Source organism: Pulveribacter suum (assembly GCF_003013695.1).
Taxonomy (GTDB): Bacteria; Pseudomonadota; Gammaproteobacteria; order Burkholderiales; family Burkholderiaceae_C; genus Melaminivora; species Melaminivora suum.
Genome location: NZ_CP027792.1, coordinates 16,390 through 42,598, shown reverse-complemented (window position 1 = coordinate 42,598; position 26,209 = coordinate 16,390). Strand labels below are relative to the sequence as shown.

General features: G+C 70.6%; 23 protein-coding genes. 10 read left to right on the top strand and 13 right to left on the bottom strand.

What is annotated here, in order from left to right:
- Window positions 1-7: 7 nt before the first annotated feature.
- The 6 genes from C7H73_RS00185 to C7H73_RS00160 form a co-directional block, all read right to left on the bottom strand.
- Complete coding sequence (locus C7H73_RS00185; protein ID WP_106844797.1) at window positions 8-1,315, bottom strand: ABC transporter substrate-binding protein; 1,308 nt, start codon at window positions 1,313-1,315, stop codon at window positions 8-10.
- A gap of 78 nt (window positions 1,316-1,393) precedes the next feature.
- Window positions 1,394-2,704, bottom strand: a complete 1,311-nt coding sequence (locus C7H73_RS00180; protein ID WP_106844796.1) for an ABC transporter substrate-binding protein — start codon at window positions 2,702-2,704, stop codon at window positions 1,394-1,396.
- A gap of 91 nt (window positions 2,705-2,795) precedes the next feature.
- On the bottom strand, window positions 2,796-3,872 hold the full coding sequence (locus tag C7H73_RS00175; RefSeq protein ID WP_106844795.1) for a branched-chain amino acid ABC transporter permease: 1,077 nt from the start codon (window positions 3,870-3,872) through the stop codon (window positions 2,796-2,798).
- Window positions 3,873-3,994: 122 nt separating this feature from the next.
- Window positions 3,995-4,924 carry a branched-chain amino acid ABC transporter permease gene (locus C7H73_RS00170; protein WP_106844794.1) on the bottom strand — a complete coding sequence of 310 codons (930 nt, stop codon included), beginning with the start codon at window positions 4,922-4,924 and terminating at the stop codon, window positions 3,995-3,997.
- Between the two features lie 18 nt (window positions 4,925-4,942).
- Window positions 4,943-5,728 (bottom strand): ABC transporter ATP-binding protein, encoded by a 786-nt coding sequence (locus C7H73_RS00165; RefSeq protein ID WP_106844793.1) that lies wholly within the window; start codon window positions 5,726-5,728, stop codon window positions 4,943-4,945.
- Window positions 5,729-5,744: 16 nt separating this feature from the next.
- Entirely contained in the window at window positions 5,745-7,682 is a 1,938-nt protein-coding gene (locus C7H73_RS00160; RefSeq protein WP_106844792.1) for an AMP-dependent synthetase/ligase, read from the bottom strand.
- Window positions 7,683-7,909: 227 nt separating this feature from the next.
- Here C7H73_RS00160 and C7H73_RS00155 point away from each other — a divergent pair, with 227 nt between their 5' ends.
- The 4 genes from C7H73_RS00155 (at window position 7,910) to C7H73_RS00140 (ending at window position 12,312) form a co-directional block, all read left to right on the top strand.
- Window positions 7,910-9,619, top strand: a complete 1,710-nt coding sequence (locus C7H73_RS00155) for an ExeA family protein (RefSeq protein WP_106844791.1) — start codon at window positions 7,910-7,912, stop codon at window positions 9,617-9,619.
- Between the two features lie 87 nt (window positions 9,620-9,706).
- A complete protein-coding gene (locus tag C7H73_RS00150; protein ID WP_106844790.1) occupies window positions 9,707-10,429 on the top strand; it encodes a general secretion pathway protein GspB in 723 nt (240 codons plus the stop codon).
- A 137-nt stretch (window positions 10,430-10,566) separates the two neighbouring features.
- Complete coding sequence (locus C7H73_RS00145; RefSeq protein WP_106844789.1) at window positions 10,567-11,304, top strand: Crp/Fnr family transcriptional regulator; 738 nt, start codon at window positions 10,567-10,569, stop codon at window positions 11,302-11,304.
- 36 nt (window positions 11,305-11,340) lie between these two features.
- Window positions 11,341-12,312 carry a pseudouridine synthase gene (locus C7H73_RS00140; RefSeq protein ID WP_106844788.1) on the top strand — a complete coding sequence of 324 codons (972 nt, stop codon included), beginning with the start codon at window positions 11,341-11,343 and terminating at the stop codon, window positions 12,310-12,312.
- Here the strand turns inward: C7H73_RS00140 and C7H73_RS00135 are convergent.
- Entirely contained in the window at window positions 12,285-12,872 is a 588-nt protein-coding gene (locus C7H73_RS00135) for a DUF2946 family protein (protein ID WP_106844787.1), read from the bottom strand. The two genes, C7H73_RS00140 and C7H73_RS00135, sit on opposite strands and share 28 nt — an antisense overlap.
- Before the next feature lie 136 nt (window positions 12,873-13,008).
- On the opposite strand from C7H73_RS00135, the gene C7H73_RS00130 reads away from it, so the two are divergent.
- The gene (locus C7H73_RS00130; protein ID WP_106844786.1) at window positions 13,009-13,902 is read left to right on the top strand and encodes a pirin family protein; all 894 of its coding nucleotides are present in this window, start codon (window positions 13,009-13,011) and stop codon (window positions 13,900-13,902) included.
- On the opposite strand, the gene C7H73_RS00125 is transcribed toward C7H73_RS00130, so the two are convergent.
- Window positions 13,903-15,201, bottom strand: coding sequence for an amidase (locus C7H73_RS00125; protein ID WP_106844785.1), 1,299 nt, complete (start codon window positions 15,199-15,201; stop codon window positions 13,903-13,905).
- Between the two features lie 124 nt (window positions 15,202-15,325).
- Between C7H73_RS00125 and htpG the strand changes: the two genes are divergently transcribed.
- From htpG to C7H73_RS00110, 3 genes are all read left to right on the top strand, one after another.
- Entirely contained in the window at window positions 15,326-17,293 is a 1,968-nt protein-coding gene (gene htpG, locus C7H73_RS00120; protein WP_106844784.1) for a molecular chaperone HtpG, read from the top strand.
- Window positions 17,294-17,476: 183 nt separating this feature from the next.
- A complete protein-coding gene (gene xrtH, locus C7H73_RS00115) occupies window positions 17,477-18,079 on the top strand; it encodes an exosortase H (RefSeq protein ID WP_106844783.1) in 603 nt (200 codons plus the stop codon).
- 19 nt (window positions 18,080-18,098) lie between these two features.
- Entirely contained in the window at window positions 18,099-18,764 is a 666-nt protein-coding gene (locus C7H73_RS00110) for an exosortase H-associated membrane protein (RefSeq protein WP_227001372.1), read from the top strand.
- 8 nt (window positions 18,765-18,772) lie between these two features.
- Here C7H73_RS00110 and C7H73_RS00105 read toward each other — a convergent pair whose 3' ends face one another.
- Window positions 18,773-19,819, bottom strand: a complete 1,047-nt coding sequence (locus C7H73_RS00105) for a serine/threonine protein kinase (protein ID WP_106844782.1) — start codon at window positions 19,817-19,819, stop codon at window positions 18,773-18,775.
- Between the two features lie 93 nt (window positions 19,820-19,912).
- Here C7H73_RS00105 and C7H73_RS00100 point away from each other — a divergent pair, with 93 nt between their 5' ends.
- Window positions 19,913-20,890 (top strand): DUF2157 domain-containing protein, encoded by a 978-nt coding sequence (locus C7H73_RS00100; protein WP_170104798.1) that lies wholly within the window; start codon window positions 19,913-19,915, stop codon window positions 20,888-20,890.
- Window positions 20,887-22,758: a GDYXXLXY domain-containing protein gene (locus C7H73_RS00095; protein WP_106844780.1), complete on the top strand. Its 1,872-nt coding sequence runs from the start codon at window positions 20,887-20,889 to the stop codon at window positions 22,756-22,758. Before C7H73_RS00100 ends, C7H73_RS00095 begins: the two co-directional genes overlap by 4 nt.
- Here C7H73_RS00095 and C7H73_RS00090 read toward each other — a convergent pair.
- From C7H73_RS00090 to C7H73_RS00075, 4 genes are all read right to left on the bottom strand, one after another.
- Window positions 22,737-24,188, bottom strand: coding sequence for a serine/threonine protein kinase (locus C7H73_RS00090; protein WP_106844779.1), 1,452 nt, complete (start codon window positions 24,186-24,188; stop codon window positions 22,737-22,739). The two genes, C7H73_RS00095 and C7H73_RS00090, sit on opposite strands and share 22 nt — an antisense overlap.
- 12 nt (window positions 24,189-24,200) lie before the next feature.
- A complete protein-coding gene (locus C7H73_RS00085; protein ID WP_106844778.1) occupies window positions 24,201-24,959 on the bottom strand; it encodes a metallophosphoesterase family protein in 759 nt (252 codons plus the stop codon).
- A 156-nt stretch (window positions 24,960-25,115) separates the two neighbouring features.
- A complete protein-coding gene (locus C7H73_RS00080; protein ID WP_106844777.1) occupies window positions 25,116-25,532 on the bottom strand; it encodes an organic hydroperoxide resistance protein in 417 nt (138 codons plus the stop codon).
- Window positions 25,533-25,563: 31 nt separating this feature from the next.
- A complete protein-coding gene (locus tag C7H73_RS00075) occupies window positions 25,564-26,025 on the bottom strand; it encodes a MarR family winged helix-turn-helix transcriptional regulator (protein WP_106844776.1) in 462 nt (153 codons plus the stop codon).
- Window positions 26,026-26,209: the final 184 nt, after the last annotated feature.

Here is a 26,209-nt window from a genome sequence, read left to right as displayed (position 1 = left end):
GCTCAGCTCAGCTGCAGCTGCGGACCTTGAGGTTCTTGTCCTTGGCGTACTTCTCGCCGTACTCCTTGACCAGCGGGTCGATCAGCGACTTGTCGGCCTGGTACCAGTCGGAGACGACGTTCCACTTGGCTCCGTCCCACTGCGCCACGCGAGCCCAGTCGGCGCCCATGTGGTTCTCGCAGCTGGTCTTGAAGGGGCGCAGCATCTTGCCGAAGCCCAGTTCGTTCAGCCGCTCCTGTGTCATGTCCAGGTTCTCCAGGCCCCAGCGCACCTGCTCGGGCGACATCACCTTGCCCTTGCCGTACTTTTCCTGCGCAGTACGGATGGCTTCGACCTGCAGCATGGCGATCACCATCCCGCGGGTGTGTGCCAGGGCGCCCAGCTCCTTGGCGTCGCTGGCCGAGCCCTGGCTCTTGTCGTAGACCTGGGCCTTGACCTCGTCATGCACTTTGTCGCGCTCGGCGGTGTTGTGGATGGTGACGGTGTTGTAGCCCTTGGCACCGTCGATGCCCTTCACGTCATGGTCGGAGCCGCCCCACCAGATGGCGTACATCTTCTCGCGCGGAAAGCCCGTGGCCTGCGCCTCGCGGATGGCCGTGGGCGTCATCACGCCGGCGGACCACAGGATGACGTAGTCCGGGCGGGTCTGGCGCACCTGCAGCCAGGTGGCCTTTTGCTCCACGCCGGGCGCCGTGACGGGCAGCAGCGAGAGCGAAAAGCCTTCCTTCTCGGCGCGCTTTTGCAGCAGCGGGATAGGCTCCTTGCCATACGGCGAGTCGTGGTAGACCAGGGCGATCTTCTTGCCCTTGAGGCTGCCCTTTTCCTTCTTCAGGATGTCCTGGACGATGGAGTCGGCCGCCGTCCAGTAGGTGCCCAGCAGCGGAAAGTTCCACTCGAACACGCGGCCGTCGGCCGACTGCGACAGGCCGTAGCCGGGGGTGATGACAGGCATTTTGTCCACGATCGCCTTCTCGGTCACGGCGAAAGTGATGCCGGTGGACTGGGTGTCGAAGCCCGATGCGCCGCCGCCCTTGCCCTTCAGGCGCTCGTAGCACTCCACGCCGCGGCTGGTGTCGTAGGCGGTCTCGCACTCCTCGTAGGCGATCTTCACGCCGTTGATGCCGCCCTTCGCGTTGACCAGCTTGAGGTAGTCCAGCTTGCCGTCGGCCCATGGAATGCCCAGCGGCGCGAACTGCCCCGTGCGGTAGGACAGCAGCGGGACGAATTGCTCCTGGGCCTGCGCCGAGGCGCTGGCGGAAAAGCCCAGGCCGCTGGCGGCCAGTGCGGCGACGAGGGTCAGATGCTTGAGTTTCATGCTTGTCTCCTGTTTGTGGTTGGAATGCAGCGGTGCGCATGGCCTGCGCGATGGTGTGCGCAAGCCCTGCCTGCCTGCTTACTGGCAGTCGGTGCGGCGGGCCAGCTTCTTGTCCGCCAGGTACTTGTCGGCCTGCTCCTTGATGAGCGGCTCGAGCACTTTTTCATCCGCCTGGTACCAGTCGGACGTGTATTTCCAGTCCTTGCCGTCCCAGGCATAGACGCGGGCGGCGCTGGAGCCCATGTGGTTGGAGCAGCTCGTGGCCAGCGGCTGCATGACGCCGTCAAAGCCCAGCTCCTTCAGGCGCTTGGCGTCGAGCTTGAGGTTTTCCATGCCCCAGCGCACCTGCTCGCCGGTCATGACCTTGCCCTTGCCGAACTTCTCCTGCGCTACGCGCACGGCCTCCACGGCCAGCATCTGCGTGATGACGCCGTGCATGTACAGCACATTGCCCACCTCCTCGCGCGGGCCCGTGCCCTGCTTGGCGTCGTGCACCAGCTTCAGGATGTCCTGCATGACCTTGGACGAGGTGCCGTGGGTGTACAGCGACAGGGCGTTGAAGCCTTTGGCGCCGTCGCCCACGTCGCGCACCGCCGGCTCGGTGCCGCCCCACCAGATGCTGTACATCTTGTCGCGCGGAAAGCCCGTGGCCTGCGCCTCCTTGAGCGCGGTGGTGTTCATCACGCCCCAGCCGTACAGGATCAGGTAGTCCGGGCGGTTCTGCCGCACCTGCAGCCAAGTGGATTTTTGCTCCACGCCGGGCGCCGTCACGGGCATCAGCTGCAGGGCAAAGCCGTGCATCTGGGCGCGCTTTTCCAGCAGCGGGATGGCGTCCTTGCCGAAGGGGCTGTCGTGATAGACGTAGGCGATCTTCTTGCCCTTGAGCTTGTCCAGGCCGCCGGCCTGCTTGCCCAGGTGCTGGATCAGGATGTCCGCGCCCGTCCAGTAGCTGCCCAGGAAGGGGAAGTTCCAGGGGAAGGCGTTGCCGTCCTGGGAGATGGACAGGCCGTAGCCCATGGTCATCAGCGGGATCTTGTCCACGGGGGCCTTCTCGGTCAGGGCGAAGGTGATGCCGGTGGCCAGCGGCTCGACCACGGCCACGCCGGGGCGGGTCTTCAGGCGCTCGTAGCACTCCACGCCGCGGTCGGTGGCGTAGCCGGTCTCGCACTCCTCGAACGTCAGCTTGACGCCGTTCACGCCGCCGTCGCGCGCGTTGACCATCTTCAGGTAGTCCACCTTGCCGTTGGACCATGGGATGCCGTAGGCCGCGTAGGCACCCGTGCGGTAGGTCAGCTGCGGGAAAAACTGCTCGCTGGCCTGCGCCAGCGCGCTGGAGGCAAATCCGGTGGCCAGGGCGGCGGCCAGGGCCAGGCGGGTGAGTTGCTTCATGGGTGTCTCCTTGTGTTTGGACTTAGAGGGAAATCGGGCTCCAGCGCTTGTCCGGCAAGCGTGAGCAGCTATTGTTTTGATAGTCGTTCCATCAGTGCGGGAAGGGCCACACGCGCATCTTCTGCTTGCCCGTGGACCACAGCTTGGCCAGGCCGTGCGGCTCCACGATCAGGAACCAGACGATCAGCGCGCCGAAGATCATCAGCTCGGTGTGCGAGATGCCGGCCGTGGAGATCTCCACGCCGAACACGCCCAGCAGGGCAGGCAGCACCAGGTTCAGCACGATGGGCAGCACCACGATGAAGGCCGCGCCGAAGAAGCTGCCCATGATGGAGCCCAGCCCGCCGATGATGACCATGAACAGCAGCTTGAAGGAGATGTCCACCGAGAAGGCGGCCGGCTCCCAGGCGCCCAGGTGCACGAAGCCCCACAGCGCGCCGGCCACGCCGACGATGAAGGAGCTGACGGCGAAAGCCGACAGCTTGGCGTACATCGGGCGGATGCCGATCACGCTGGCGGCCACGTCCATGTCGCGAATCGCCATCCACTCGCGGCCGATGGCGCTGCGCACCAGGTTCTTGGCCAGGATGGCCATCACCACCAGCAAGGCCAGGCAGAACAGGTACTTGGCCTGCGGCGACTGGATGGGGATGCCGAAGACCTGCAGGTTGTTCACCGACACCGAGCCCGAGGGCGAGTCGTTGGTGAACCACTTGATGCGCAGGAACATCCAGTCCGAGAAGAACTGCGCGGCCAGCGTCGCCACGGCCAGGTACAGGCCCTTGACGCGCAGGCTGGGCAGCCCGAACAGGATGCCGAAAAAGGTGGCGCACAGCCCGCCCAGGATCAGCGCCGGGATCAGGGGCATGTCCGGGACGCGGGCCACGAAGTTGTAGGCGCCGTAGGCCCCCACCGCCATGAAGGCGCCCGAGCCCAGCGAGATCTGCCCGCAGTAGCCCACCAGGATGTTCACCCCCAGCGCCGCCAGCGACATGATGACCAGCGGAATCAGGATGGCCAGGTAGAAGTAGTCGGACGCCAGCATCGGCACCAGCACGAAGCAGGCAGCGATCAGGGCCCAGACGGCGATCTTGTCCTGCAGGATGGGGAAGACCTGCTGGTCGGCGCGGTAGCTGGTCTTGAACTGGCCGTTTTCACGATAAAACATGTTTTCTCAACTCCTGGTGAGCTATCCGAGCGCAATGATTTTTGGCTTCGGGCGCTGCGCACCCTGCGCCGAAAGATCATCCTTTGCCTGCGGCAAAGAACCCTTCGGGTTGACCGCGTGCTTCACACGCGGTCGATGATCTTTTCGCCAAACAGCCCCTGCGGCCGGAACAGCAGGAACACCAGCGCCAGCACATACGCGAACCAGATCTCGATGCCGCCGCCCACGAACGGGCCCAGGTACACCTCGGAGAGCTTCTCGCCCACGCCGATGATCAGGCCGCCGATGATGGCGCCGGGCACCGAGGTCAGGCCGCCCAGGATGACCACCGGCAGCGCGCGCAGCGCCACAGTGGTCAGCGTGAACTGCACGCCCAGCTTGGAGCCCCAGATCATCCCGGCCACCAGCGCCACGATGCCGGCCACGCACCACACGATGACCCAGATGCGGGCCAGCGGAATGCCGATGGACTGGGCGGCCTGGTGGTCGTCGGCCACGGCGCGCAGCGCGCGGCCGGTGCCGGTCTTTTGGAAGAACACTGACAGCGCGGCCACCAGCGCGGCGGCAATCAGCGCGGCGATCACGTCCTCCGGGTTGATCATCACGCCGCCCTGGAAGGCGGACTCGAGGACGAACACCGGGTCCTTGGGCATGCCCACGTCGATGGTGTAGATCTCGCTGCCGAACAGCGTCTGGCCCAGGCCTTCGAGGAAGTAGGTGATGCCCAGCGTGGCCATCAGCAGCGTGGCCGCGTCCTGGTTCACCAGGTGGCGCAGCACCAGCCGCTCGATAGCCCAAGCGACGGCGAACATGATGGCGGCGGCCAGCACGAAGGCGGCGACGTTGGCGAAGATCTTGTTGTCGATGCCGGTCCACTGCGGCATCCAGTCCGCAAAGCGCGCCATCGCCAGTGCCGCGAACAGCACCATCGCCCCCTGCGCGAAGTTGAAGACGCCCGAGGCCTTGAAGATCAGCACGAAGCCGAGGGCCACCAGCGCGTACAGCATGCCGGCCATCAGGCCGCCGATGAAGGTTTCCAAGAAAAATGCCATTTTGTTTGTGCCCCGCTTTCAGTGTCCGGCGCCCAGGTAGGCGCGGATCACGTCTTCGTTGTTGCGCACGTCCTCGGGCGCGCCGTCGCCGATCTTCTTGCCGTAGTCCAGCACCACGACGCGGTCGGAGATGTCCATGACCACGCCCATGTCGTGCTCGATGAGGACGATGGTGGTGCCGAACTCGTCGTTCACGTCCAGGATGAAGCGGCTCATGTCCTGCTTTTCCTCGACGTTCATGCCGGCCATGGGCTCGTCCAGCAGCAGCACCTGTGGCTCCATGGCCAGGGCCCGGCCCAGGTCCACGCGCTTTTGCAGGCCGTAGGGCAGCTGGCCCACGGGTGTCTTGCGGTGCGCCTGGATTTCCAGGAAATCGATGATGTGCTCGACGAATTCGCGGTGGCGGATCTCTTCCTTCTCCGCAGGCCCGATGCGCAGCGCCTGCAGCAGCAGGTTGCTTTTGATCTTCAGGTTGCGCCCGGTCATGATGTTGTCGATCACGCTCATGCCCTTGAACAGCGCCAGGTTCTGGAACGTGCGCGCCACGCCCATTTCGGCCACCTGGCGGCTGTTCATGTTGGAGAACGTCTTGCCGCGGAAGGTGATGGAGCCCTCGGTGGGCGTATAGACGCCGTTGATACAGTTGAGCATCGAGCTCTTGCCGGCTCCGTTGGGGCCGATGATGGAGCGGATCTCGTGCTCGCGCACATCGAACGAGATGTCCGTCAGGGCCTTCACGCCGCCAAAGCGCAGGCTGATGTTCTGGACGTCCAGGATGACGTCGCCGATCTTCTTGCTGGTCATGTGAGCCTCGTTGCGGTCAGGCGGCTGCGCGGGCGCTGGCCGGCCAGGTCTTGGCGTCCACCAGCTTGAGCGTGGCGCTCACGGCGCCGGTGCGCCCGTCCTCGAACTTGACCTGGGTTTCGATGAACTGCTCGGCGCGGCCGGCGTACAGCGCCTCCACCAGCACGCCGTACTTCTCGGCGATGAAGCCGCGGCGCACCTTGCGGGTGCGGGTCAGCTCGTCGTCGTCGGGGTCCAGCTCCTTGTGCAGCACCAGAAAGCGCGCCACCTGGGTGCCGGCCATGCCGGGCTCGGCTGCCAGGTCGGCATTGACCTTGCCCACGCAGTCGGCGATCAGCTGCAGTACCTGGGGCTTGGAGGCCAGGTCCACATAGCCGCCGTAGGGCACGCCCTGGCGTTCGGCCCAGTTGCCCACGGCCTCATAGTCGATGTTGATGAAGGCGCACACCGTCTCGCGGCCGTTGCCAAAGCACACCGCCTCCTTGATGTGCGGGAAGAACTTGAGCTTGTTCTCGATGTAGTTGGGCGCGAACATCGCGCCGCTGGCGGTCTTGCCCACGTCCTTGGCGCGGTCGATGATGCGCAGCTGACCACTGGCGTCAATCAGGCCGGCGTCGCCGGTCTTGAAGTAGCCGTTCTCGTCGATGACCTCGGCCGTGGCGTCCGGGCGCTTGTAGTACTCCTTGAGCACCGACACGCCCTTGACCAGCACCTCGCCGCTGTCGGCGATCTTCAGCTCGATGCCCGGCGCCGCCTGGCCCACGCTGGCCAGCTCCACCTGGCCGTCGCGCTGCAGGCAGACGTAGGCGCAGGTCTCGGTCTGGCCGTACAGCTGCTTGAGGTTGATGCCGATGGAGCGGAAAAAGCGAAACAGGTCCGGCCCGATGGCCGCGCCCGCCGTGTAGGCCACGCGGATGCGCGACAGGCCCATGACGTTGCGCAGCGGGCCGTAGATGGCCAGGTCGGCCAGCTGGTATTTCAGGCGGTCCAGCGCGCCGACCGGCTTGCCGTCCAGGATGTCCGAGCCGACGCGGCGCGCCAGCTGCATGCACTGGTCGAACAGCCAGCGCTTCGGAGCCGCAGCGTCCTCCATGCGGATGGAGACCGAGGTCAGCATGCCCTCGAAGATGCGCGGCGGCGCGAAGTAGTAGCTCGGGCCGATCTCGCGCATGTCGATGCTGACCGTGCTGGCCGACTCCGGGCAGTTGATCGTGAAGCCCGCCACCAGCCACTGCGCGAAGGAAAACAGGTGGTCGCCCACCCAGGCCGGCGGCAGGTAGGACAGCACGTCGTCCTGAGGGCCCAGGCGGTCCACCTCGATGCCGCCGCGGGCGGATTCGGCAAACGCGGAGTGCGTCAGGCACACGCCCTTGGGCTTGCCCGTGGTGCCGGAGGTGTAGAGGATGACCGAGACATCCTCGGGCGTGAGCGAGCCCAGCAGGGCCTCCCACACGCCGGGGTTGGCCTGGTCCCACTCGGCGCCGCGGGCCGCCAGCTGCTGGGTGCTGATCAGCCCCGGCTGGTCGTAGTTGCGCAGGCCGCGCGGGTCGTCATAGATGATGTGGCGGATGCCGGGCACCGTCTCGCGCACCTCCAGCAGCTTGTCCACCTGCTCCTGGTTCTCGGCAAAGGCGAACTCGATGCCCGCGTCCTGGATGACGAAGGTCATCTCCGCAGCCACCGCGTCCTGGTACAGCGGGATGGGCACGCCGCCCATGCTCTGCACGGCTAGAAAGCCCATGTACACGTGCGGGCGGTTGTCGCTGATCAGCGCCAGGTTCTGCCCGCGCGCAAAGCCCAGCGACAGCAGCCCGCAGGCCATGGCGCGCACTTCGGCAGCCGCGGCCTGCCAGCTCCATGTCTGCCAGATGCCATATTCTTTTTCACGCAGCGCGGTCGCCTGCGGCCTTTCGGCGGCGTGGCGCAGCAGCAGGTGGGGGAACGTGGTCGTCATTGCCGGTTCCTGTTCGAGTTCGGAGAGAGAAGGCCGTGGCAGGCCGGCGAAGCCAGCGCCGCCTGCAGCCTGATTGCGAGCGATGGTAGGAAGGACTTTGACGTCATCTTGTCTTTGCGACGACAATCTCGGGGTTAGTCCTCAGGGGTCTAACCCTGAACCCAGGCGCCGCCCGCTGCTCCGCTGGCGCAAGCGGCCCGCGCCGGCCGCGGCGGTATCCTCGCGCCATGTACGCCCCGTTCTTCGGCCTGGAGCAGCCGCCCTTTTCCATCGCGCCCGACCCGCGCTACCTGTTCATGAGCGAGCGCCACCGCGAGGCGCTGGCGCACCTGCTGTACGGGCTTCAGGCGGGCGGCGGCTTCGTGCTGCTCACCGGCGAGGTCGGCGCCGGCAAGACCACCGTGTGCCGGTGCTTTCTGGAGCAGATCCCGGACAGCTGCAACGTCGCCTACATCTTCAACCCCAAGCTGACGGTCTCCGAGCTGCTGCGCTCCATCTGCGACGAGTTCGGCGTGGTGCACCGCCCCGCCACCCCCGGCGCGGAGACCGTCAAGGACTGCATCGATCCGCTCAACGAGTTTTTGCTGCGCGCCCACGCCGCCGGGCGCTCCAGCGTGCTCATCATCGACGAGGCGCAGAACCTGCGCCTGGACGTGCTGGAGCAGCTGCGCCTGCTCACCAACTTGGAAACCAACGAGAAAAAGCTGCTGCAGATCATCCTGATCGGCCAGCCCGAGCTGCGTGCCATGGTGGCCCACCCCAAGCTGGAGCAGCTGGCGCAGCGGGTGATCGCGCGCTACCACCTGGGGCCCTTGAGCCGGGCGGAGACGGGGCAGTACGTTGCCCACCGCCTGGCGGTGGCCGGGCTGCGCGGGCCGCTGCCGTTTGACCGGCGCACGCTGGCGCGCGTGCACGCCATCACCCAGGGGGTGCCGCGGCGCATCAACGTGCTGTGCGACCGCGCCCTGCTGGGCGCCTACAGCCGCGGCGAGCGCCAGGTGCACGGCGCCACCCTGCGCCAGGCCGCGCGCGAGGTCTTTGGCAGCGGTACGGCGGCCGCGAGCGGCGCGCGGCGGCGCTGGCTGGCCGGCGGCATGGGGCTGCTGGCCGGCGCTGGCGCCGCGCTGGCGGCCGTCTGGGCGCTGGGGCTGCTGGCCTGGCCCGCGGGCGGGGCCGGCCGGCCCGGCGCGGCGGCCCCTGCGGCCGTGGCAGCGGCGCCGGCCGCATCCGGGGCAGCGGCGACGCCCGCACCCGGGGCTGCTTCTGCTGTTGCCCCCGCGTCGGCCGCGTCCGCCACGGCGGCAGTGGTGCCGGCACTGGCGCAGTTCCTGCAGGCCCAGCCCGAGCCCGCGGCCGCCGAAGCCGCCGCATGGCGCACGCTGGCGCTCGCCTGGCAGGCGGAGCTGCCAGCCGCTGCGCCCGACGCCTGCGCCGCACTGGCGGGCCAGGGCCTGCGCTGCTTTCGCTCGCGCCGCGCCAGCCTGAGCCTGCTGCGCCTGATCGACCGCCCGGTGCTGCTGACGCTGCAGCCGGCCGGCGGCGGAGCGGAGCAGACGGTGGTGCTGCAGGCCCTGCAGGGCGAGAACGCCCGGCTGGTGGGCGCTGGCGGCGCCACGCTCGCCGTGCCCCTGGCCGAGCTGGCGCCCCTGTGGCATGGCGACATCGCCACGCTGTGGAAGGCGCCGGCCAACCTGCCGGCCTCGGGCGATCTGGCGGCCAGCGGCGCCGCCGCCGCCTGGCTGGACCGGCAGCTGGCGCGCGCCAGCGGCAGCCCGGCCCCTTCGCGCTCCCTGTCGGCCGCCGCGCGGCGCGCGCGCATCCACCAGTTCCAGCTGGCCCAGGGCCTCACGCCCGATGGCCAGCCCGGCCCGCTGACCCTGATGCTGCTCAACCGCGCCACCGGCGTGCAGGAGCCGCGGCTGCAGCATCCCGGCTGAGCCCGCAACCTGCCAGCCACTGCCCTCCGCCAGCCACCCTCCGCCAGCCCTTCGCGGCCGCCGCACCCCCCCTGACACGCCCCACCCATGTCCTACATCCTCGATGCGCTGCGGCGCGCCCAGGCCGAACGCCACCGCGGCGGCGTGCCCGACCTGCACACCCCGGCCGCCACCACGGCCGACCTGCCCGCCGCGCCGCGCGCCGGCGGGTTGCCCTGGCTGCCCCTGGCGCTGCTGCTGGCGGTGGCCCTGGGCGGCGCCGGCTGGTGGCTGGGGCGGGCGACGACGACGCCGCCGCCGCCCGTCACGCCGCAGCCGGCCGTGCAGGCTGCAGCGCCCCTGCCGGGCGCCGTGCCCGCGGCCCCGGTCGACGCGCCGCCGCCCATCGAACCATCTACGCCGCCGCCGGCAGTGCAGGCCGCGCCCCCCAGGCCCGCGCCGCAGCGCGCCGCCGCGCCGGCCGCCAAGGCGCCGCCACCCGAGCGTGCGCGCCGGCCTGCGCCTGCAGCGGCAGCGGCAGCGGCACCGGCACCCGCGCCGGCCCCTGCGAAGGAAGCCCCGCGCCCCGGCAGCGCCGGCACCGTGTTCGCCCAGGCCGACCTGCCCCCGGCCGTGCGCTCGCAGCTGCCCACGCTGCAGCTGGCGGGCATCACCTATTCGTCCAACCCGCAGCACCGCATGGCCATCATCAACGGCCAGGTGCTGCACGAGGGCGAGCAGGCCGCGCCCGGCCTGGTGCTGGAGCGCATCGAGCAGGCGCGCACCATCTGGGCCTTCAAGGGCTACCGCTACGCGCTGCCGGCACAGTAGCCGGCTGCCTATTGGTCAAATCGCCTTCTAACGCCCACTGAGCAAGCGCCAGCAGCTATTGATTTGATAGTGAAAGGCGTGGTTTCGTGGTAATCCCGCTGCCACGTCGGCGGCGTTTGCCGCCAAGCTGCCGGCCCATGACGCAAGACGCCTCCCTGCACCAGCGCCGCCGCCCGCCCACCCAGGCGGAGCTGGACGGCATCCCCTGGCTGCACCGGCTGCTGCCTGCCGAGCGCGCGCGCGCGGTGGCCGCGCTGGTGGTGGGCGAGGCCTGCGCGGGCGACTACGTGTGCCGCGTGGGCCGGCCGGTGACCTACTGGTTCGGCGTGGTCGAGGGCCTGCTCAAGATGAGCGCCGACAACGTGGACGGCCTGACCATGACCTTCACCGGCGTGCCCCCGGGCGGCTGGTTTGGCGAGGGCACGGTCGTCAAGCGCGAGCCCTATCGCTACAACATCCAGGCCCTTCGCAGGAGCGTGGTCGCCGGCCTGCCGATCGACACCTTCCACTGGCTGCTGGACCACTCCATCGGCTTCAACCGCTTCGTCATGAACCAGCTCAACGAGCGCCTGGGCCAGTTCATCTCCGCGCGCGAGATCGACCGCATGGGCCGGCCCGACTTGCGCGTGGCGCGCAGCCTGGCGGCGCTGTTCAACCCCGTGCTCTACCCTGGCGTGGGCGAGGTGCTGCGCATCACCCAGCAGGAGCTGGCCTACCTGGTCGGCCTGTCGCGCCAGCGCGTGAACGAGGCGCTGGCCTTTTTGCAGGCGCAGGGCGCCATCCAGGTGGAATATGGCGGCCTGCGCGTGCTGGACCTGGAGGCGCTGCGCACCAGCCTGTTTGCACAGCAGCACCCCCACGGCGCAGCGGCCTGACCGCGCAGGCGGCCGGCGCGCGCGACAATACGGGCCATGTCCGACCGGCCCCCCCGCGCCCCTGCTGCAGCGCCCGCCCCCGCGCCCCGCCCCCGTCTCACCCTGCGCCGGCCCGCGCCTGCCCCCGGCCCTGCGCCGGCAGCGCCCGCCGCGCCGCGCCGCGCCGCCACCCCGCCCGTTGCGCCGCGCCCTGCATCCGTCGCGCCGCGCCCCGCATTGGCAGCGCGGGGCGGCGCGGCGGCGCCCGGCCCGGCCGCCACCCAGCGCCTGAACAAGCGCATGGCCGAGCTGGGCCTGTGCTCGCGCCGCGAGGCCGACGAATGGATCGCCCGGGGCTGGGTGCGCGTGGACGGCCGCGCGGCCGAGATGGGCCAGCAGGTGGGCCCGCTGGCGCGCATCGAGGTGGACCGCGCCGCGCAGGGCCAGCAAGAGCAGCAGGTGACCATCGTGATGCACAAGCCCATGGGCTACGTGAGCGGCCAGGCCGAGGACGGGCACACCCCCGCCGCCGCGCTGATCGGCCCGCGCACGCACTGGGCGGGCGACGCCAGCCGCACGCGCTTTTCACCGGCCCAGCTGCGCGGGCTGGCCCCGTGCGGGCGGCTGGACATCGATTCGGTGGGCCTGCTGGTGCTGACCCAGGACGGGCGCGTGGCGCGCCAGCTGATCGGCGAAGACTCCACCGTCGACAAGGAATACCTGGTGCGCGTGCAGTACGGCGACAGGGGGCAGGACGTGCGCGACGCCTTCCCGCAGGACAAGCTGGCCCTGCTGCGCCACGGCCTCTCCCTGGACGGCCAGCGCCTGCAACCGGCGCAGGTGGAGTGGCAAAACCCCGAGCAGCTGCGCTTCGTGCTCATCGAAGGCAAGAAGCGCCAGATCCGCCGCATGTGCGAGCAGGTGGGCCTGAAGGTCGTGGGCCTCAAGCGCATCCGCATCGGCCGCGTGCAGCTGGGGCAGCTGCCCGTGGGGCAGTGGCGCTACCTGGGGCCGGGCGAGCGGTTCTGATCCGCGGCGGCGGGGCCATCCCTGCTGCCTGCAAGCTGCTGCGGGCTCAGCACGAAGCCGAAGCGCCCGGGCATCTGCGCCGCTGCCAGTGTCTCGGGCGTCCAGCGCCCCTGCTCCACGGCCTGCGCCACCAGCCCCACGTCCTGGCTGTGCACCAGGCCAAAGCCGCAGTCGGCCAGCAGATAGGCGTGCCCCACCTCGTCCAGCCACAGCGCCGACGGCTGCACGGCGCGCCCGGTGTGCGAGAGAACGCGGCCGTCGTCGTGCAGCCGCCAGACCCAGGGCGCGGCCTCCAGCTCCACGTACACCCGCTGCGGGCCGTTCTGGAAGTACCACTGCCCCTGCGCATCGACCTCGTAGTTGCGCCCGATGAAGGCGATCAGCCCCTCGTGCTCGAGCCGGCTGCCGCGCGCGCCCGGCACGCCGCTGGCAAAGGCGCCCAGCGCCTGCGCCTGCTCGTCGCGCAGCCACCACCGGCCGCGCGCGTCCAGCCCCAGCCAGCCGCTGCAATGCGGCACGCGCGGCCACTTGGCCATGGCCTGTTTGACGATGTCGTCCATCTCTCGTGTCCTCCCGTGCCGGCGGCAGCTGCCGCCCCGCCCGCGAGCGTAGCCGCATCCGCCGGGCGCCTGGCTGACGCGCCGGCTGCTGCTGTTGTGCCAGCATGGGGCCCCGTACATCAGCAGAAGACACGACATGGTGGAGATGGTCATCGAGCAGCGCCGCCGCAGCCTGGGCGGCGGCCTGGATGTGGGGCGCGTGCTGCCCTTTGCCAGGCGGCGCATGGTCGGGCCCTTCATCTTCTTCGACCACATGGGGCCGCTCGACCTGGCCGCCGGCGTGGACCGCAGCGTGGACGTGCGCCCGCATCCGCACATCGGGCTGTCCACCGTGACGTACCTGTTCGACGGCGAGATCGTGCACCGCGACAGCCTGGGCTACACGCAGCCCATCCGGGCGCGCGAAGTCAACTGGATGACCGCGGGCAGCGGCATCACGCACAGCGAGCGCTTTGAAAAGGCCCGCGCCGTGGGCGACCACCTGCACGGCATCCAGGCCTGGGTGGCGCTGCCCAGGGAACACGAAGAATGCGCGCCCTCGTTCTCGCACCACGAAGGCAGCGACCTGCCGCAGTGGAGCGAGGGGGGTGTGCAAGGGCGCCTGATTGCCGGCAGCGCCTATGGCCTGACGGCGGGAGCCGCCACGCATTCGCCGCTGTTCTACGCCCACCTGGACATGCGGGCGGGCGCAACGGCCGAAATCCCGTCAGGCCAGCCCGAGCGCGCGCTGTACGTGGCGACCGGCGCCATCGAGGTGGGCGGCTCGCGCTACGAGGCCGGCCGCATGCTGGTGCTGGGCGCTGATGACTCCCGGCTGCGCGCCGTGCAGCCCGCGAGCGTCATGGTGCTGGGCGGCGAGCCCATCGGCGAGCGCTTCATCTACTGGAATTTCGTTTCCTCGTCCAAGGAGCGCCTGGCCCAGGCCGCCGCCGACTGGGAGGCCGGCCACATGAAGCTGCCCGATGCCGATGACCAGGAGTTCATCCCGCTGCCGGGCGGCCCCCGGCCCAGCGCGCCGGCGATGTCCTGATCAACGCAGCCGCTCGATGGCGGCGGCCAGTGCCAGCAGCTCGCGGTCGCGCCCGCGCCGGGCGACCAGCATCAGCCCGAAGGGCAGGCCGCCCGCGCGGCCCATGGGCAGCGACAGCGCCGGCAGGTCGTAGAAATTGAACACCGAGGGGTTGCGCAGCACGCGCCCATTGGCCGCCATGAAGGCCGCGTCGCCGTGCTCCAGCTCGGCGATGCGCGGGGGCAGCAGTGCTACGGTGGGCAGGGCCAGCAGCTCCACGTCCTGCAGCTGCGCGTCCAGCTCGCGCTGCAGCCGCGTGCGCGCCTGCAGCAGGCCCACGTAGTGCGGCGCAGGAATGCTGCGCCCGGGCTGGATGCGCGCCAGCACGCGCGGGTCCAGCTGCTGGGGGGCGCTGTCCAGCAGCGCGCGGTGGACGTGTGCGGCCTCGGCGGCGGAGAGGGTGCCGCTTTGCTGCAGCCGCGCCGGCGCCATCAGCCACTCGTCCAGCTGCAGGTCGGCCAGGCGGGCGCCGGCGCCGGCCAGCGTGGCCAGGGCCTGCTCGAAGGCGCACAGGATGGCGTCGTCGGTGTCGGTCAGCAGCCAGCCGCGCGGCACGCCGATGCGCAGGCCGGCCACCTGGCGCGCGGGCAGCGGCTGCCAGTCCTGCCCGGCCAGCACGGCGTCGGCGCGGGCGCAGTCCAGGACGCTCGCCGCCAGCGGGCCGATGGTGTCCAGCGTGTACGACAGGGGCAGGGCGCCCTCGCGGGGCACCCGCGACTGCGTGGGCTTGAAACCGGCGATGCCGGCGAACGCCGCCGGGATGCGGATGGAGCCTCCCGTGTCGGTGCCGATGGCGATCTCGGCCATGCCGTGCGCCACGCTCACCCCCGCGCCGCTCGACGAGCCGCCCGGGATGCGGCTGGCGTCGTGCGCGTTGCCCGGCGTTCCGTAGTGCGGATTGAGGCCGATGCCGGAGAAGGCGAACTCGGTCATGTTGGTCTTGCCGATGAGCACGCAGCCGGCCGCGCGCAGGCGCTGCACCACGGCGGCGTCCTGCGCCGCGGGCGGGGCGTCCTTCAGGGCGATGGAGCCGGCGGTGGTGGGCTCGCCGGCCACGTCCAGCAGGTCCTTGATGGAGACGATGCGCCCGTCCAGCGGGCCCAACGCGGCGCCGCGGGCAGCGCGCTCGTCGGCCGCCCGCGCCGCCTGGAGCGCGGGCTGGGCGTAAACCCGGGTGAAAATCCGCCGTCCTTCTTCGCCGGCGGCCTCAATGGCGGCCAGGGCGCGCTCGGTGCGCTGGGTGCTGCTGTCGTGTGGCATGCCCCCAGTGTGCGACAGCTGCGGCCACCCTTGAAGCCGGCGGCGTTTGGCCCCACATGGGCTGGCGTTCCGGCCGCGCCGGCTTTTCTTTTTGTCCAACCTCCTTTTTCCCTGGTTCCAACGCATGAGCAACAACAAGCACCAGCATTCCTTCCAGGCCGAGGTCGCGCAACTGCTGCACCTGGTCACGCACTCGCTGTACTCCAACAAGGAGATCTTTCTGCGCGAGCTGATCTCCAACGCCTCGGACGCCTGCGACAAGCTGCGCTTCGAGGCGCTGAACGACCCGTCCCTGTACGAGGGCCAGTCCCACCTGGAGGTGCGCGTGGCCTTCGACAAGGCGGCGCGCACCCTCAGCATTACCGACAACGGCATCGGCATGAGCCAGCAGGAGGCCATTGAGCACCTGGGCACCATCGCCAAGAGCGGCACCAAGGACTTCATGAGCCGCCTGTCCGGCGACCAGAAGGCCACGGCCAGTGAGCAGGGCCAGCTGATCGGCCAGTTCGGCGTGGGCTTTTATTCCGGTTTCATCGTGGCCGACCGGATCACGGTCGAGTCGCGCCGGGCCGGACTGCCGGCGTCCGAGGGCGTGCGCTGGGTGAGTGGCGGCGCTGGCGAATTCGAGGTCGAGCAGATCGAGCGCGGCGAGCGCGGCACCAGCGTCATCCTGCACCTGCGCGAAGACGCCGAGGACTACCTGAACGCCTGGAAGCTCAAGCAGGTCATCGCCAAGTATTCCGACCACATCAGCCTGCCCATCCTGATGGAGCAGGAGGAGTGGAAGGAGTCCGACAAGGAAGGCGAGCCCGGCGAGATGGCCAAGACGGGCGAGTGGGAGACGGTGAACAAGGCCAGCGCCCTGTGGACGCGCCCGAAGAAGGACCTCACCGACGAGCAGTACCAGGACTTCTACAAGGCGATCAGCCACGACCACGAGAACCCGCTGGCCTGGAGCCACAACCGCGTGGAAGGCAACACCGAGTACACGCAGCTCTTGTACATCCCCGCCAAGGCGCCGATGGACCTGTGGAACCGCGACAAGGCCGCGGGCGTGAAGCTGTATGTGAAGCGCGTGTTCATCATGGACGACGCCGAGGCGCTGATGCCCGGCTACCTGCGCTTCGTGCGCGGCGTGATCGACTCCAGCGACCTGCCGCTGAACGTCAGCCGCGAGCTGCTGCAGGAGTCGCGCGACGTGCGGCTGATTCGCGACGGCTCGACCAAGCGCGTGCTGTCCATGCTGGAAGACCTGGCGCGCCACGACACGCATGAAGCCGGCGACGGCCAGGACGGCGTGCAGGACGTGGTCAGCGAGGAAGACAAGGCCAAGGAGGGAAAGTACAGCCAGTTCTGGGCCGAGTTCGGCGCGGTGCTGAAGGAAGGCCTGGGCGAGGACTTCTCCAACCGCGAGCGCCTGGCCAAGCTGCTGCGCTTTGCCTCGACCAGCAGCGACACCCCGAGTGTCGGCCTGGCCCAGTACAAGGCGCGCATGAAGGAGGGCCAGGAGGCCATCTACTACATCACCGCCGACACCCTGGCGGCAGCCAAGAACAGCCCGCAGCTGGAGATCTTCAAGAAAAAGGGTATCGAGGTGCTGCTCATGACCGACCGGGTCGATGAGTGGGCGCTGGGCTACCTGCAGGACTTCGACGGCACGCCGCTGCAGTCCGTGGCCAAGGGCGCGGTCGATCTGGGCACGCTGCAGGACGAGGCCGAGAAAAAAGCCGCGGAGGAAGCCGCCGAATCCTTCAAGCCCGTACTGGCCAAGCTCAAGGAGGCCCTGAAGGACCGCGCTGAAGACGTGCGCGCCACCACCCGCCTGGTGGATTCGCCCGCCTGCCTGGTGGTGCAGGACCACGGCATGAGCATGCAGCTGGCGCGCCTCCTGAAGCAGGCCGGCCAGGGCGCGCCGCAGACCAAGCCCGTGCTGGAAGTGAACCCCGAGCACCCGCTGGTGAAAAAGCTCGACGGCAGCGTGCACTTCCACGACCTGGCGCAGATCCTGTTCGACCAGGCCCTGCTGGCCGAAGGCGGCCTGCCCGAAGACCCGGCCGCCTACGTGCGCCGGGTGAATGCCTTGCTGGTGTGAGGTCTTGACACTGTCTGACGTTTCACGTTTTTAAGGCAAAAAAGGCCCGTAGCGCTTGTCAGGCAAGCGTTACGGGCTCTTTTTTTGATAGCAAGGGGCGGCAGGGCGCCCGGGGCCCCCGCAAGGGGAAGACCGCCGGCGGGGCTGCCTGTGGATAATTCCGGCGCTCGCCCTGAACGTTCCATGCTGCGCTTTTTCCTGCTCTTTCTGTTGCTCCAGCTCTCGCTGTTCGGCCTGAACATGCTCAACTGGGTGCAGCAGCACGTCGTGCTGCCCTGGACGGCGCTGCTCGCGCGCATCTGCGCGGCGCTGGTCATGTGGTTTGACAGCACCGCAGCGGCGCAGGGCAAGGTGCTGTGGAACACGGTCACGGGCTTTGGCGTGTCCATCGAGCCGGGCTGCAACGGCATCGAGGCCTGCATCGTGCTGTTTGCCGCCGTCATGGCCTTTCCCTCGACCTGGCGGCACAAGCTGGTCGGGCTGGCCGCCGGCTTTGCCGCCGTGCAGGCGCTGAACGTGGTGCGCGTGATCAGCCTGTTCTACCTGGGCCAGTGGAGCAAGGACGTCTTCGACTTCGCCCATGAATTTCTCTGGCAGGGCCTGATCATGCTGGACGTGCTCATCGTCTGGCTGCTGTGGGTGCGCGCCGGCGCCAAGAACCAGCCGGCCCAGGGCGGCAACCCGCCCGACGAACCCCCGGCCCCGCCCCTGCGCCCCGCTCCTGCCGTGCGCGTGCCGGCCGGCACGCGCACGGTCAGCGCGTCGCTGGACCTGTCGCCGCGCTGACCCCCGACCGTCCCACGCCGTGCCCCCCGAGCCATCCCCATCGCCCTCTGCCCCCGCCGCCGGGCCACGGCGCCCCCCGGTGCTGGTGCGCTTTGCCCTGTGGGCGTTCGCCGGCGTCATCGGCCTGACGCTGCTGTGGACCCAGGCCTCGCCCTGGCTGTCCTACCCCGTGGCCGGCCTCTCGCACGTGGCGCTGGAGCAGGTGGTGCCCATGTGGGTGCGCAGCGTGCACAAGCGCCCCGGCCACATCGAGGTGGACACCACGGTGGAGGTGGCCGACCCGCAGGCGGGCGGGCGCCGCGGCGAGGTCACGCTGGACGCCGACCCCGGCCGCTACGCCTTTGGGCTGCCCATCTTCTGGGCGCTGCTGCTGGCCGCCTGGGGCGCGGCGCGCGCGCCCGGGCGGCTGCAGCGTGCGCTGCTGGGCTATGTGCTGCTGCTGCCGGTGCAGGCCTTCAGCCTGGTGATGTACCTGCTCATGCAGCTGGCCGGCGCGGCCGGCTTTGACGTGCGCACGCTGCGCATGGAGCAGTGGCAGGTGGAGGCCATCGTCTATGGCTACCAGGTGGGCGTGCTGGTGCTGCCCACGCTGGCGCCCGTGCTGGTGTGGCTGCTGCTGGACCGGCGCTTTTTCACCGACGTGATCGTGCGCGGCTGGCAGCAGACGGTGATGAAAAGGCCCTGAGCCGGCGCTCAGGCCTGCAGCGGCTCCTCGCGCAGCGCCTCGAGCTGCTCGTGCAGCATGTCCACCTGGCCGCGCCAGTAGTCGGCCGTGCCGAACCACGGAAAGTTGATGGGAAAGATCGGGTCGCCGGCAAAGCGCTGGGCCAGCCAGGCGCTGTAGTGGATCAGGCGCAGCGTGCGCAGCGGCTCGATCAGCGCCAGCTCGCGCCGGTCGAAGTCGCGCAGCTGCTCGTAGCCCTCCAGCAGCGCCGACAGCTGCGCCGTGCGCTGGCGCCGCTCGCCCGACAGCAGCATCCACAGGTCCTGCACGGCCGGGCCCGTGCGCGCATCGTCCAGGTCCACGAAGTGCGGGCCGCCCCCGCCCGGGCCGGGTGGTGTCCACAGGATGTTGCCGGGGTGGCAGTCGCCGTGCAGCCGCAGCGGCGCCGCATCATTCAAGCCAAAAGTGCCTCCAGCGCCCGTGGATGAAGCGCCGGCAGCTATCAATTCGATAGCTTCGTCGCAGGCCTGCTGCCAGGCACCGCGCACCTCGGGGGCGACCAGCCCGCTGGCCAGCAGCCAGTCGCGCGGCTGGCGGCCGAAGCTGTGGACGTCCAGGCGCGGGCGCTGGTCGAAGGGGCGCGCCGCGCCCACGTTGTGCAGCCGCGCCAGGAAGCGGCCGATCCACTCCAGCACCTCGAAGTCGTCCAGCTCGGGCTGGCGGCCGCCGCGCCAGGGGCTGACGGAAAATTCAAAGCCCGCGTGTGCGTGCAGGCTGGCGCCGTCCAGCACCAGCGGCGCCACGGCCGGCACCTCGGCGCCGGCCAGCTCCTGGGCGAAGGCGTGCTCCTCCAGGATCTGGGCGCGGCTCCAGCGCCCGGGGCGGTAGAACTTGGCCACCACGCGGCTGCCGTCCTCCAGCACCGCCTGATAGACGCGGTTTTCGTAGGAGGACAGGGCCATCAGCCGGCCGTCGCCGTGCAGGCCCACCAGGGCCAGGGCGTCCAGCACCACGTCGGGCGTGAGGGCGGCGTAAGGGTGGCCGGCCAGGGGCGGCTGTGGGGCGTCGTCGTGCATGGGGCGATTGTGGCGGGCGCAGGTGGTTACAGGGGGCGCCGGCCTGCTTCGCTATAGTTTTTGACCTTCAAAGACAGACAAGGGCGGGAGCACGTGCATACCTTCATCTTCCATCTGGCCGCCGCATTCGGGCTGGACGGCGCGCGGGCCGCGCGGCTGTGGCAGCTGTCCGGCCTGGACCGGCCGCCTGCGCAGCTGGGCCCCGTGCTGCAGCGCGGCCTGGCGGCGCTGGCCGCGCTGCTGCTGGGCGCCGGCCTGGTGTTCTGGGTGGCCGCCAACTGGCAGGAGCAAAGCCGCATGTTCCGCCTGCAGGTGCTGGAGGCGGCCGTGCTGCTGCCCGTGCTGGGCGCCCTCGTCTGGCGCGCCGGGCGCACCGCGCTGCTGCTGCTGGCCACGCTGGCGCTGGGGGCGCTGCTGGCTTTCGTCGGCCAGACCTACCAGACCGGGGCGGACGCCTGGCAGCTGTTTGCCGCCTGGGCGCTGCTGGCGCTGCCCTGGGCGCTGGTGGCGCGGCGCGATGCGCTGTGGGCGCTGTGGCTGCTGGTCGCCGGCACCGGCCTGGCCATGTGGGCCGGCCACGGCCTGCTGGATCCGCTGGGCGCCAGCTTGCTGTGGGCCGGCGGCCCGCGCGGGCTGCTGGCGCCGCTGCTGTGGGCGCTGGTGTTCGCCCTGCCGCTGGCGCTGCCGCGGCTGGGCCTGGTGCCGCAGGCGCGCGCGGTCATCAGCGGGCGGCTGGGGGCGCTGCTGGCCCTGTCGGCCTGGAACGCCCATGGCCTGTGGGGGCTGCTGATGCACGAGGTGCCAGGCCAGTACACGGTCAGCCTGCTGCTGGTGGCGGCGGCCCTGGCGCTGGCCTGGTGGCGGCGCCCGCGCGACTACGTGGTGCTGGCGCTGGCCGTGCTGGCGGCCAACGTGCTGGTGCTGGCCGGCATGGGCTGGCTGCTGTTTGCGCAGGACCACAGGGCCGACATCATTGGCACGCTGGTGCTGTTCACCCTGCTGGCGGCCGCCGCCCTGGGCGCGTCGGGCGCCTGGCTGTACCGCCTGCAGCGCCAGGAGGAGGGCGCATGAAGGCGCAACACGAACTGGTGCGGGCCGCGCAGGCCCAGGGCCTGCTGCCGCCGCAGGCCAGCGGCGCCGGGCAGCAGGGCAGCGACGCCAGCTGGGTGGTCTCGGCACTGGGTTTCATCGGCGCGCTGCTGGTGTCGCTGCTGGGCCTGCTGCTGCTGGCCCTGGTGTCGGGCAGCGACCTGTTCACGCCGCCGGGCTCGGTGGTCGTGGCCTTGCTGCTGTCGGGCGGGGCGGTATGGACGCTGCGCGCGGGCGGCGGCATGTTTGCCCAGCAGCTGGCCGTGAGCCTGCTGCTGTGCGGGCAGGCGCTGTGGCTGGTGGGCTGGGGCCTGGAGGGGGCCGCCTCCCCGGCGCTGCGCATCGGGCTGCTGCTGGGCCTGCTGGCGCTGCAGCTGGCCGTCGCCTGGAGCGTGCCCGTGCGCTGGGTGCAGCGCCTGCTGGGCCTGCTGGCGGCGGGCACCTTCTTGCTGCTGGATCTGTGGCCGGCCGGCCATGAGGGGGCCGAGCTCTTGCCATGGGGGCTGGGGGCCTTCCCGGCGCAGCCCAACCTGTGGCTGCTGGCGCTGGCCTGGGCCGGCTGGTGCGTGCTGTCCGTGCGCGGGGCGCCGCGGACCTGGGCGCCCCGGGCCAGCGCCCTGGCCGACGGGGTGGGCGTGGCCCTGCTGCTGGCGCCCCTGGTGGCGCAGGCGCAGCGGTGGCTGTGGCTGGCCAGCGTGCCCATGATGGGTTCGGCCGACGCTGCTGACGCCGGTACGGCCCGCCTGTTTGCGTTTCACTGGACGGTGGCGGTGCAGATGGCGCTGGTACTGGCCGGCGGGCTGTGGCTGCTTGCCTGGCACTGGCGCGAGAACGCCGGCGTGCGCGCCGCCCGGCCCGCGCTGGCACTGGTCTATGCCCTGGCGCTGCTGGCCTGCTGGGTCATGCCCCATGTGGGCGTGGCAGCGCTGGTGGGCTCGGTGGCCCTGGGCACCGGGCGGCGGCGCCTGCTGGTGCTGGTCCTGGTGCTGATGCTGTTGCAGCTGTCGCAGTTCTATTACGCACTGCAGTGGCCCCTGACGGACAAGGCGCTGCTGCTGGCGGCCAGCGGCGCGGCGCTGGCGCTGGCGCTGCTGGCCCTGGGCGGGCGGCCCGGGCGGCGGGCTGCCGGCGGCCCGGCCTCGCCGGCTGCAGGGCAGCCGGGCACGCCCGCGCGACGCTGGCTGGCGCCGGCCCTGATCGCCGCGGGCGGCGCACTGGCGCTGGGGCTGGTGCACCGCGACGCGCTGCACAAGGAGGAGGTGGTGCTGCAGGGCCACAAGATCTACGTGGCCCTGGCGCCGCGCGATCCGCGCTCGCTGATGCAGGGCGACTACATGGCGCTGGACTTCAGCCTGGGCCCGGTGCGCAGCCAGCTGCAGGAGGAAGACGCCGCCGCCGGCCGGCGCGCCAGCGCCTGGGTGGTGGCCCGCCTGGACGGGCGCGGCGTGGCCAGCGTGCAGCGCCTGGCCGGCCCGCAGGCAGACCTGGCGCCGGGCGAGGTGCTGCTGCCGCTCAGGCGCCTGAAGGGAGCGTGGACGTTGGTGACCGATGCCTTTTTCTTCCCCGAGGGCCAGGGCGGCAGCCTGGCGCAGGCGCGCTTTGGCGAATTTCGCGTGCTGCCCGGCGGCCGTGCGCTGCTGGTGGGCCTGGCCGACGAGCAGCTGCAGCCCATCGCGCCGCAGCCGCGCCCGCCCGAGCAGGGCGACGCGCCAGACGGCGAGGACGCAGCCGCCCGGGCAGCGAGCGCGGCCGAAGAAGTCGAAGAAGCCGCTGCAGACACCGCAGACGCCGACGCCGGCCCTGGCGCAGCGGCGCCGGCCAATGCCGCTCAGCCCGCCCCGTCCGAATGAAGCTGCTCGAACGGCAGCTGCTGCTTGACCAGGATGACGGTGCAGGGCGCGTCGCGTGCCACGCGCACGGGCACGGTGTCGATGAAGCGCTGCAGCTGCAGCCCGTGCGTGGCCGCGCCCAGGATCATCATGCCCACGCGGTTGCCCTCGGCGTAGCGCACCAGGGCCTGGACCACATCGCCGGCCTCCAGCACGTGGTAGCTGGCGCTGTGCCCGTCCAGAGCCAGGCCGGCCGCCCATTGCTTGAGGCGCGCCAGGTGCGTGCGGTGCAGCGTGGTCTCGCTGCGGGCGCTGTCGGAGCTGCTGGCCGCTGACGGCTTGATGACCGTCACGCAGGCCAGCCGCGCGCCGGGCCGTATGCCCAGCGAGCGCGCCACCGCCTCGCGCAGCGAGTACAGCGTGGCGTCGCTCACATCCTCGTGCGGCACGGCCACCATGACGATGGGCGAGCGCTCGATCTGGTCGTGCGGCAGCGGGCTGGGCTGGTAGTGCATGCCGGCGGCGCGGATCCAGCGCCTGAAGTGCCGGCGCAGGCCCGGCCCGCGCATGCGCCGCCCGCGCTCGGTGATGGCCACCTGATGCGGGTTGGCCAGGTCGAAGGCCAGCTGCGCGGCCGAAGGGTAGCGCTCTGCGGCCACGGGCTCCAGGCAGCGCAGGAGGATCTCCTGCAGCCACTCGGGCAGCTCCGGGCGGTGCGCGCGCGGGGGCTGGGGCGTCATCCACAGGCGCTGGCGCAGGCCGCCCTGGGTGGTGGGTGCGCCAAACGGCAGCTCGCCGGTGGCCAGCTCGTACAGCATGACGCCGATGGCGAAGATGTCGCTGCGCAGGTCGCCGCGCACGCCCACCACCTGCTCGGGGGCGATCCAGGCGGGCGAGCCCACGGCTTTTCTCATCTCCTCGGCCAGCAGGTCGGGGTAGTGGGCGTGGCAGGACAGGCCGAAGTCCAGCAGCGCCACGCTGCCGCCCTCGCGCAGCAGCACGTTGGCGGGTTTGAGGTCCAGGTGGCAGACGTTTTGCTCGTGCAGGCTGTGCGCGGCAATGGCCAGGGCGCTGCCGATGCGGGCGATGGCGGCCGTGTCGGCCACCGCGCCGCCAGGGCCGGCATGGGCTTCATGCCAGTGGGCCAGCGTCTGGCCTTCGATGTATTCCATCACCAGGTAGGGCAGCCGCACCAGGTCGCCCGCGGCCACGAAGCGCGGCACATGGGCGCCCGACAGAGCCGGCAGGATGGTCAGCTCGACTTCGAAGCTGACGATGTTCTCCGCCCCGTCGCGCACCGTCATGCGCGGGATCTTCATGGCCAGGGCAAAGCCCGGGTCACGCGCCGCGTTGGCGTATCCCACGCGGTAGATGTGCGCCATGCCACCGGAGTGGATGCACTCATGCACCACGAAGCCGTCGATCTCGGTGCCGGGTGCCAGCAGCTTCATGGCAGGGGCCGGCTAGCGCCCGCGCTCCAGCCGCTCGGCGAAGAATTCGGGCAGGCCGGCCGCGCGCACGGCGGCGGCAGCAGCCAGGTGGTCGTAGGCCACGCGGTGGAACGTGATGGTGGCGGCCTGGGCGTCGAACAGCGCGTACATGGACCGGGGGTCGCCGTCGCGCGGCTGTCCGCACGAGCCCACCAGCGCCAGCCACTGGCGGTGCGGCGGCACGGGCACGGGCACGCCCGGCTGCGGCGCAAAGCGCATCAGCTTGGCGGTGGGCGTGAGGAAGTACAGCGCCTGCTCGTGCACGTGGCCGCTGAAGACGTAGCGGATGGCCGGGTCCACCCGGGTGGCGGCGGCCATGCTGCGCTCGGCGGCGGCGCTGTCGGTCACGTAGTGCCAGCGCTCGGGCGCATCGGCGCTGGCGTGCACCAGCAGCACGTCCATGCCGGCGCGGGCCGTCAGCGGCAGGCCGGCCAGGAAGGCACGCTGCGCGTCGGTCAGGCGCGGGGCGGTCCACTGCGTGCTTTGCTCGCCCAGGTTGTGCGCCTGGGCGGGCGGGTGCAGCACGGCTTCATCATGGTTGCCGCGCACGGCCAGCGCACCCTGGGCCACCAGCGCCATGGCGCGCTCGAGCAGCGCGCCCGGGTCTGCGCCATAGCCCACCAGGTCGCCCAGCAGGGCGATCTGGTGGGCGCCCTGGGCCCGGGCATGGGCCAGGCAGGCGTCGAAGGCGGGGACGTTGGCGTGGAGGTCGGACAGCAGGGCGAGCTTCATGACGGGCGGTCGGGCGGGCGGGCAGGCGGCGTGCGGAGCAGCCCTGCATGATGGCGGCTGAAACTGAGCGCTGGCTTGCAACGGGCCGCGGCGCGGCCTAGGGAAAACGCGCAAGGCCCCGGCGAACCGGGGCCTTGCACCGTGCGGACAGGCGGATCAGGCCAGCGCCAGCGTCACGTCAACGTTGCCGCGCGTGGCGTTGGAGTAGGGGCAGACCTGGTGGGCCGCGTCCACCAGCTTTTGCGCCTGTTCGCGCTCCAGCCCCGGCAGGCTGATGTGCAGGCGCACGGCGATGCCGTAGGCGTTGGGGATGGGGCCCAGGTCCACCTCGGCGTCCACCGCCACGTCCTGCGGCGCGGCAATGCCCAGCTTCGGGCCGACGGCCTTCAGGGCGCCGATGAAGCAGGCCGAGTAGCCGGCGGCGAAGAGCTGCTCGGGGTTGGTGCCGGCGCCGCTGCCGCCGGGGGCAGACAGTTTCACGTCCAGGCGCCCGTCGTCGGTGCGCGAGGCGCCGTCGCGTCCGCCGGTGGTGTGGGCGCGGGCGGTGTACAGGACTTTGTCCAGGGAGGCCATGGTGTGTTCCTTTCAGAAACGGAGGGGAAGGTCAGCGCGCGGCCAGGCGGTCGCGCAGGGTGGTGAGCTGGCGCGTGAGCGCCTGCAGCTCGGAGACATCGCACTGGCTGCGCTCCATCACGCAGCGCGGAATGCCCTCGGCGCGCTGGCGCAGCGCCTGGCCCTGCGGCGTGAGCGTGATGCGCACGCGGCGCTCGTCCTGCGGGTCGCGCTGGCGGGCCACCAGGCCGGCGGCCTGCAGCCGCTTGAGCAGCGGCGTGAGCGTGCCGGAGTCCAGGAACAGCCGCTCGCCCAGCTCGGAGACGGTGAGGCCGTCGCGCTCCCACAGCGCCAGCAGGGCCACGTATTGCGGGTAGGTCAGGCCCAGCGCGTCCAGCAGCGGCGTGTACAGCTTCGTCATGGCCAGCGAGGCGGAATACAGCGCGAAGCAGACCTGGTGGTCCAGGCGCAGCAGCTCGGCGGGCGATGGAAGAGGGCGGGGGCGTGGGGCCATGGGGTGATTATGACGAGCAATTAAATTGTGTGCAATTCAAATGCGATGATCCGCTATAGGCCGGGGGCCTTTTGCTCCTGAAAAAGGAGCTGCTACCGCATACTGGTTAAGCGTTTGAGGCCGATTTGGCATGAAAAACAAAACACCCCGGGCAGGCCGGGGCGTGGTAGTCAAGCGCGTGCGG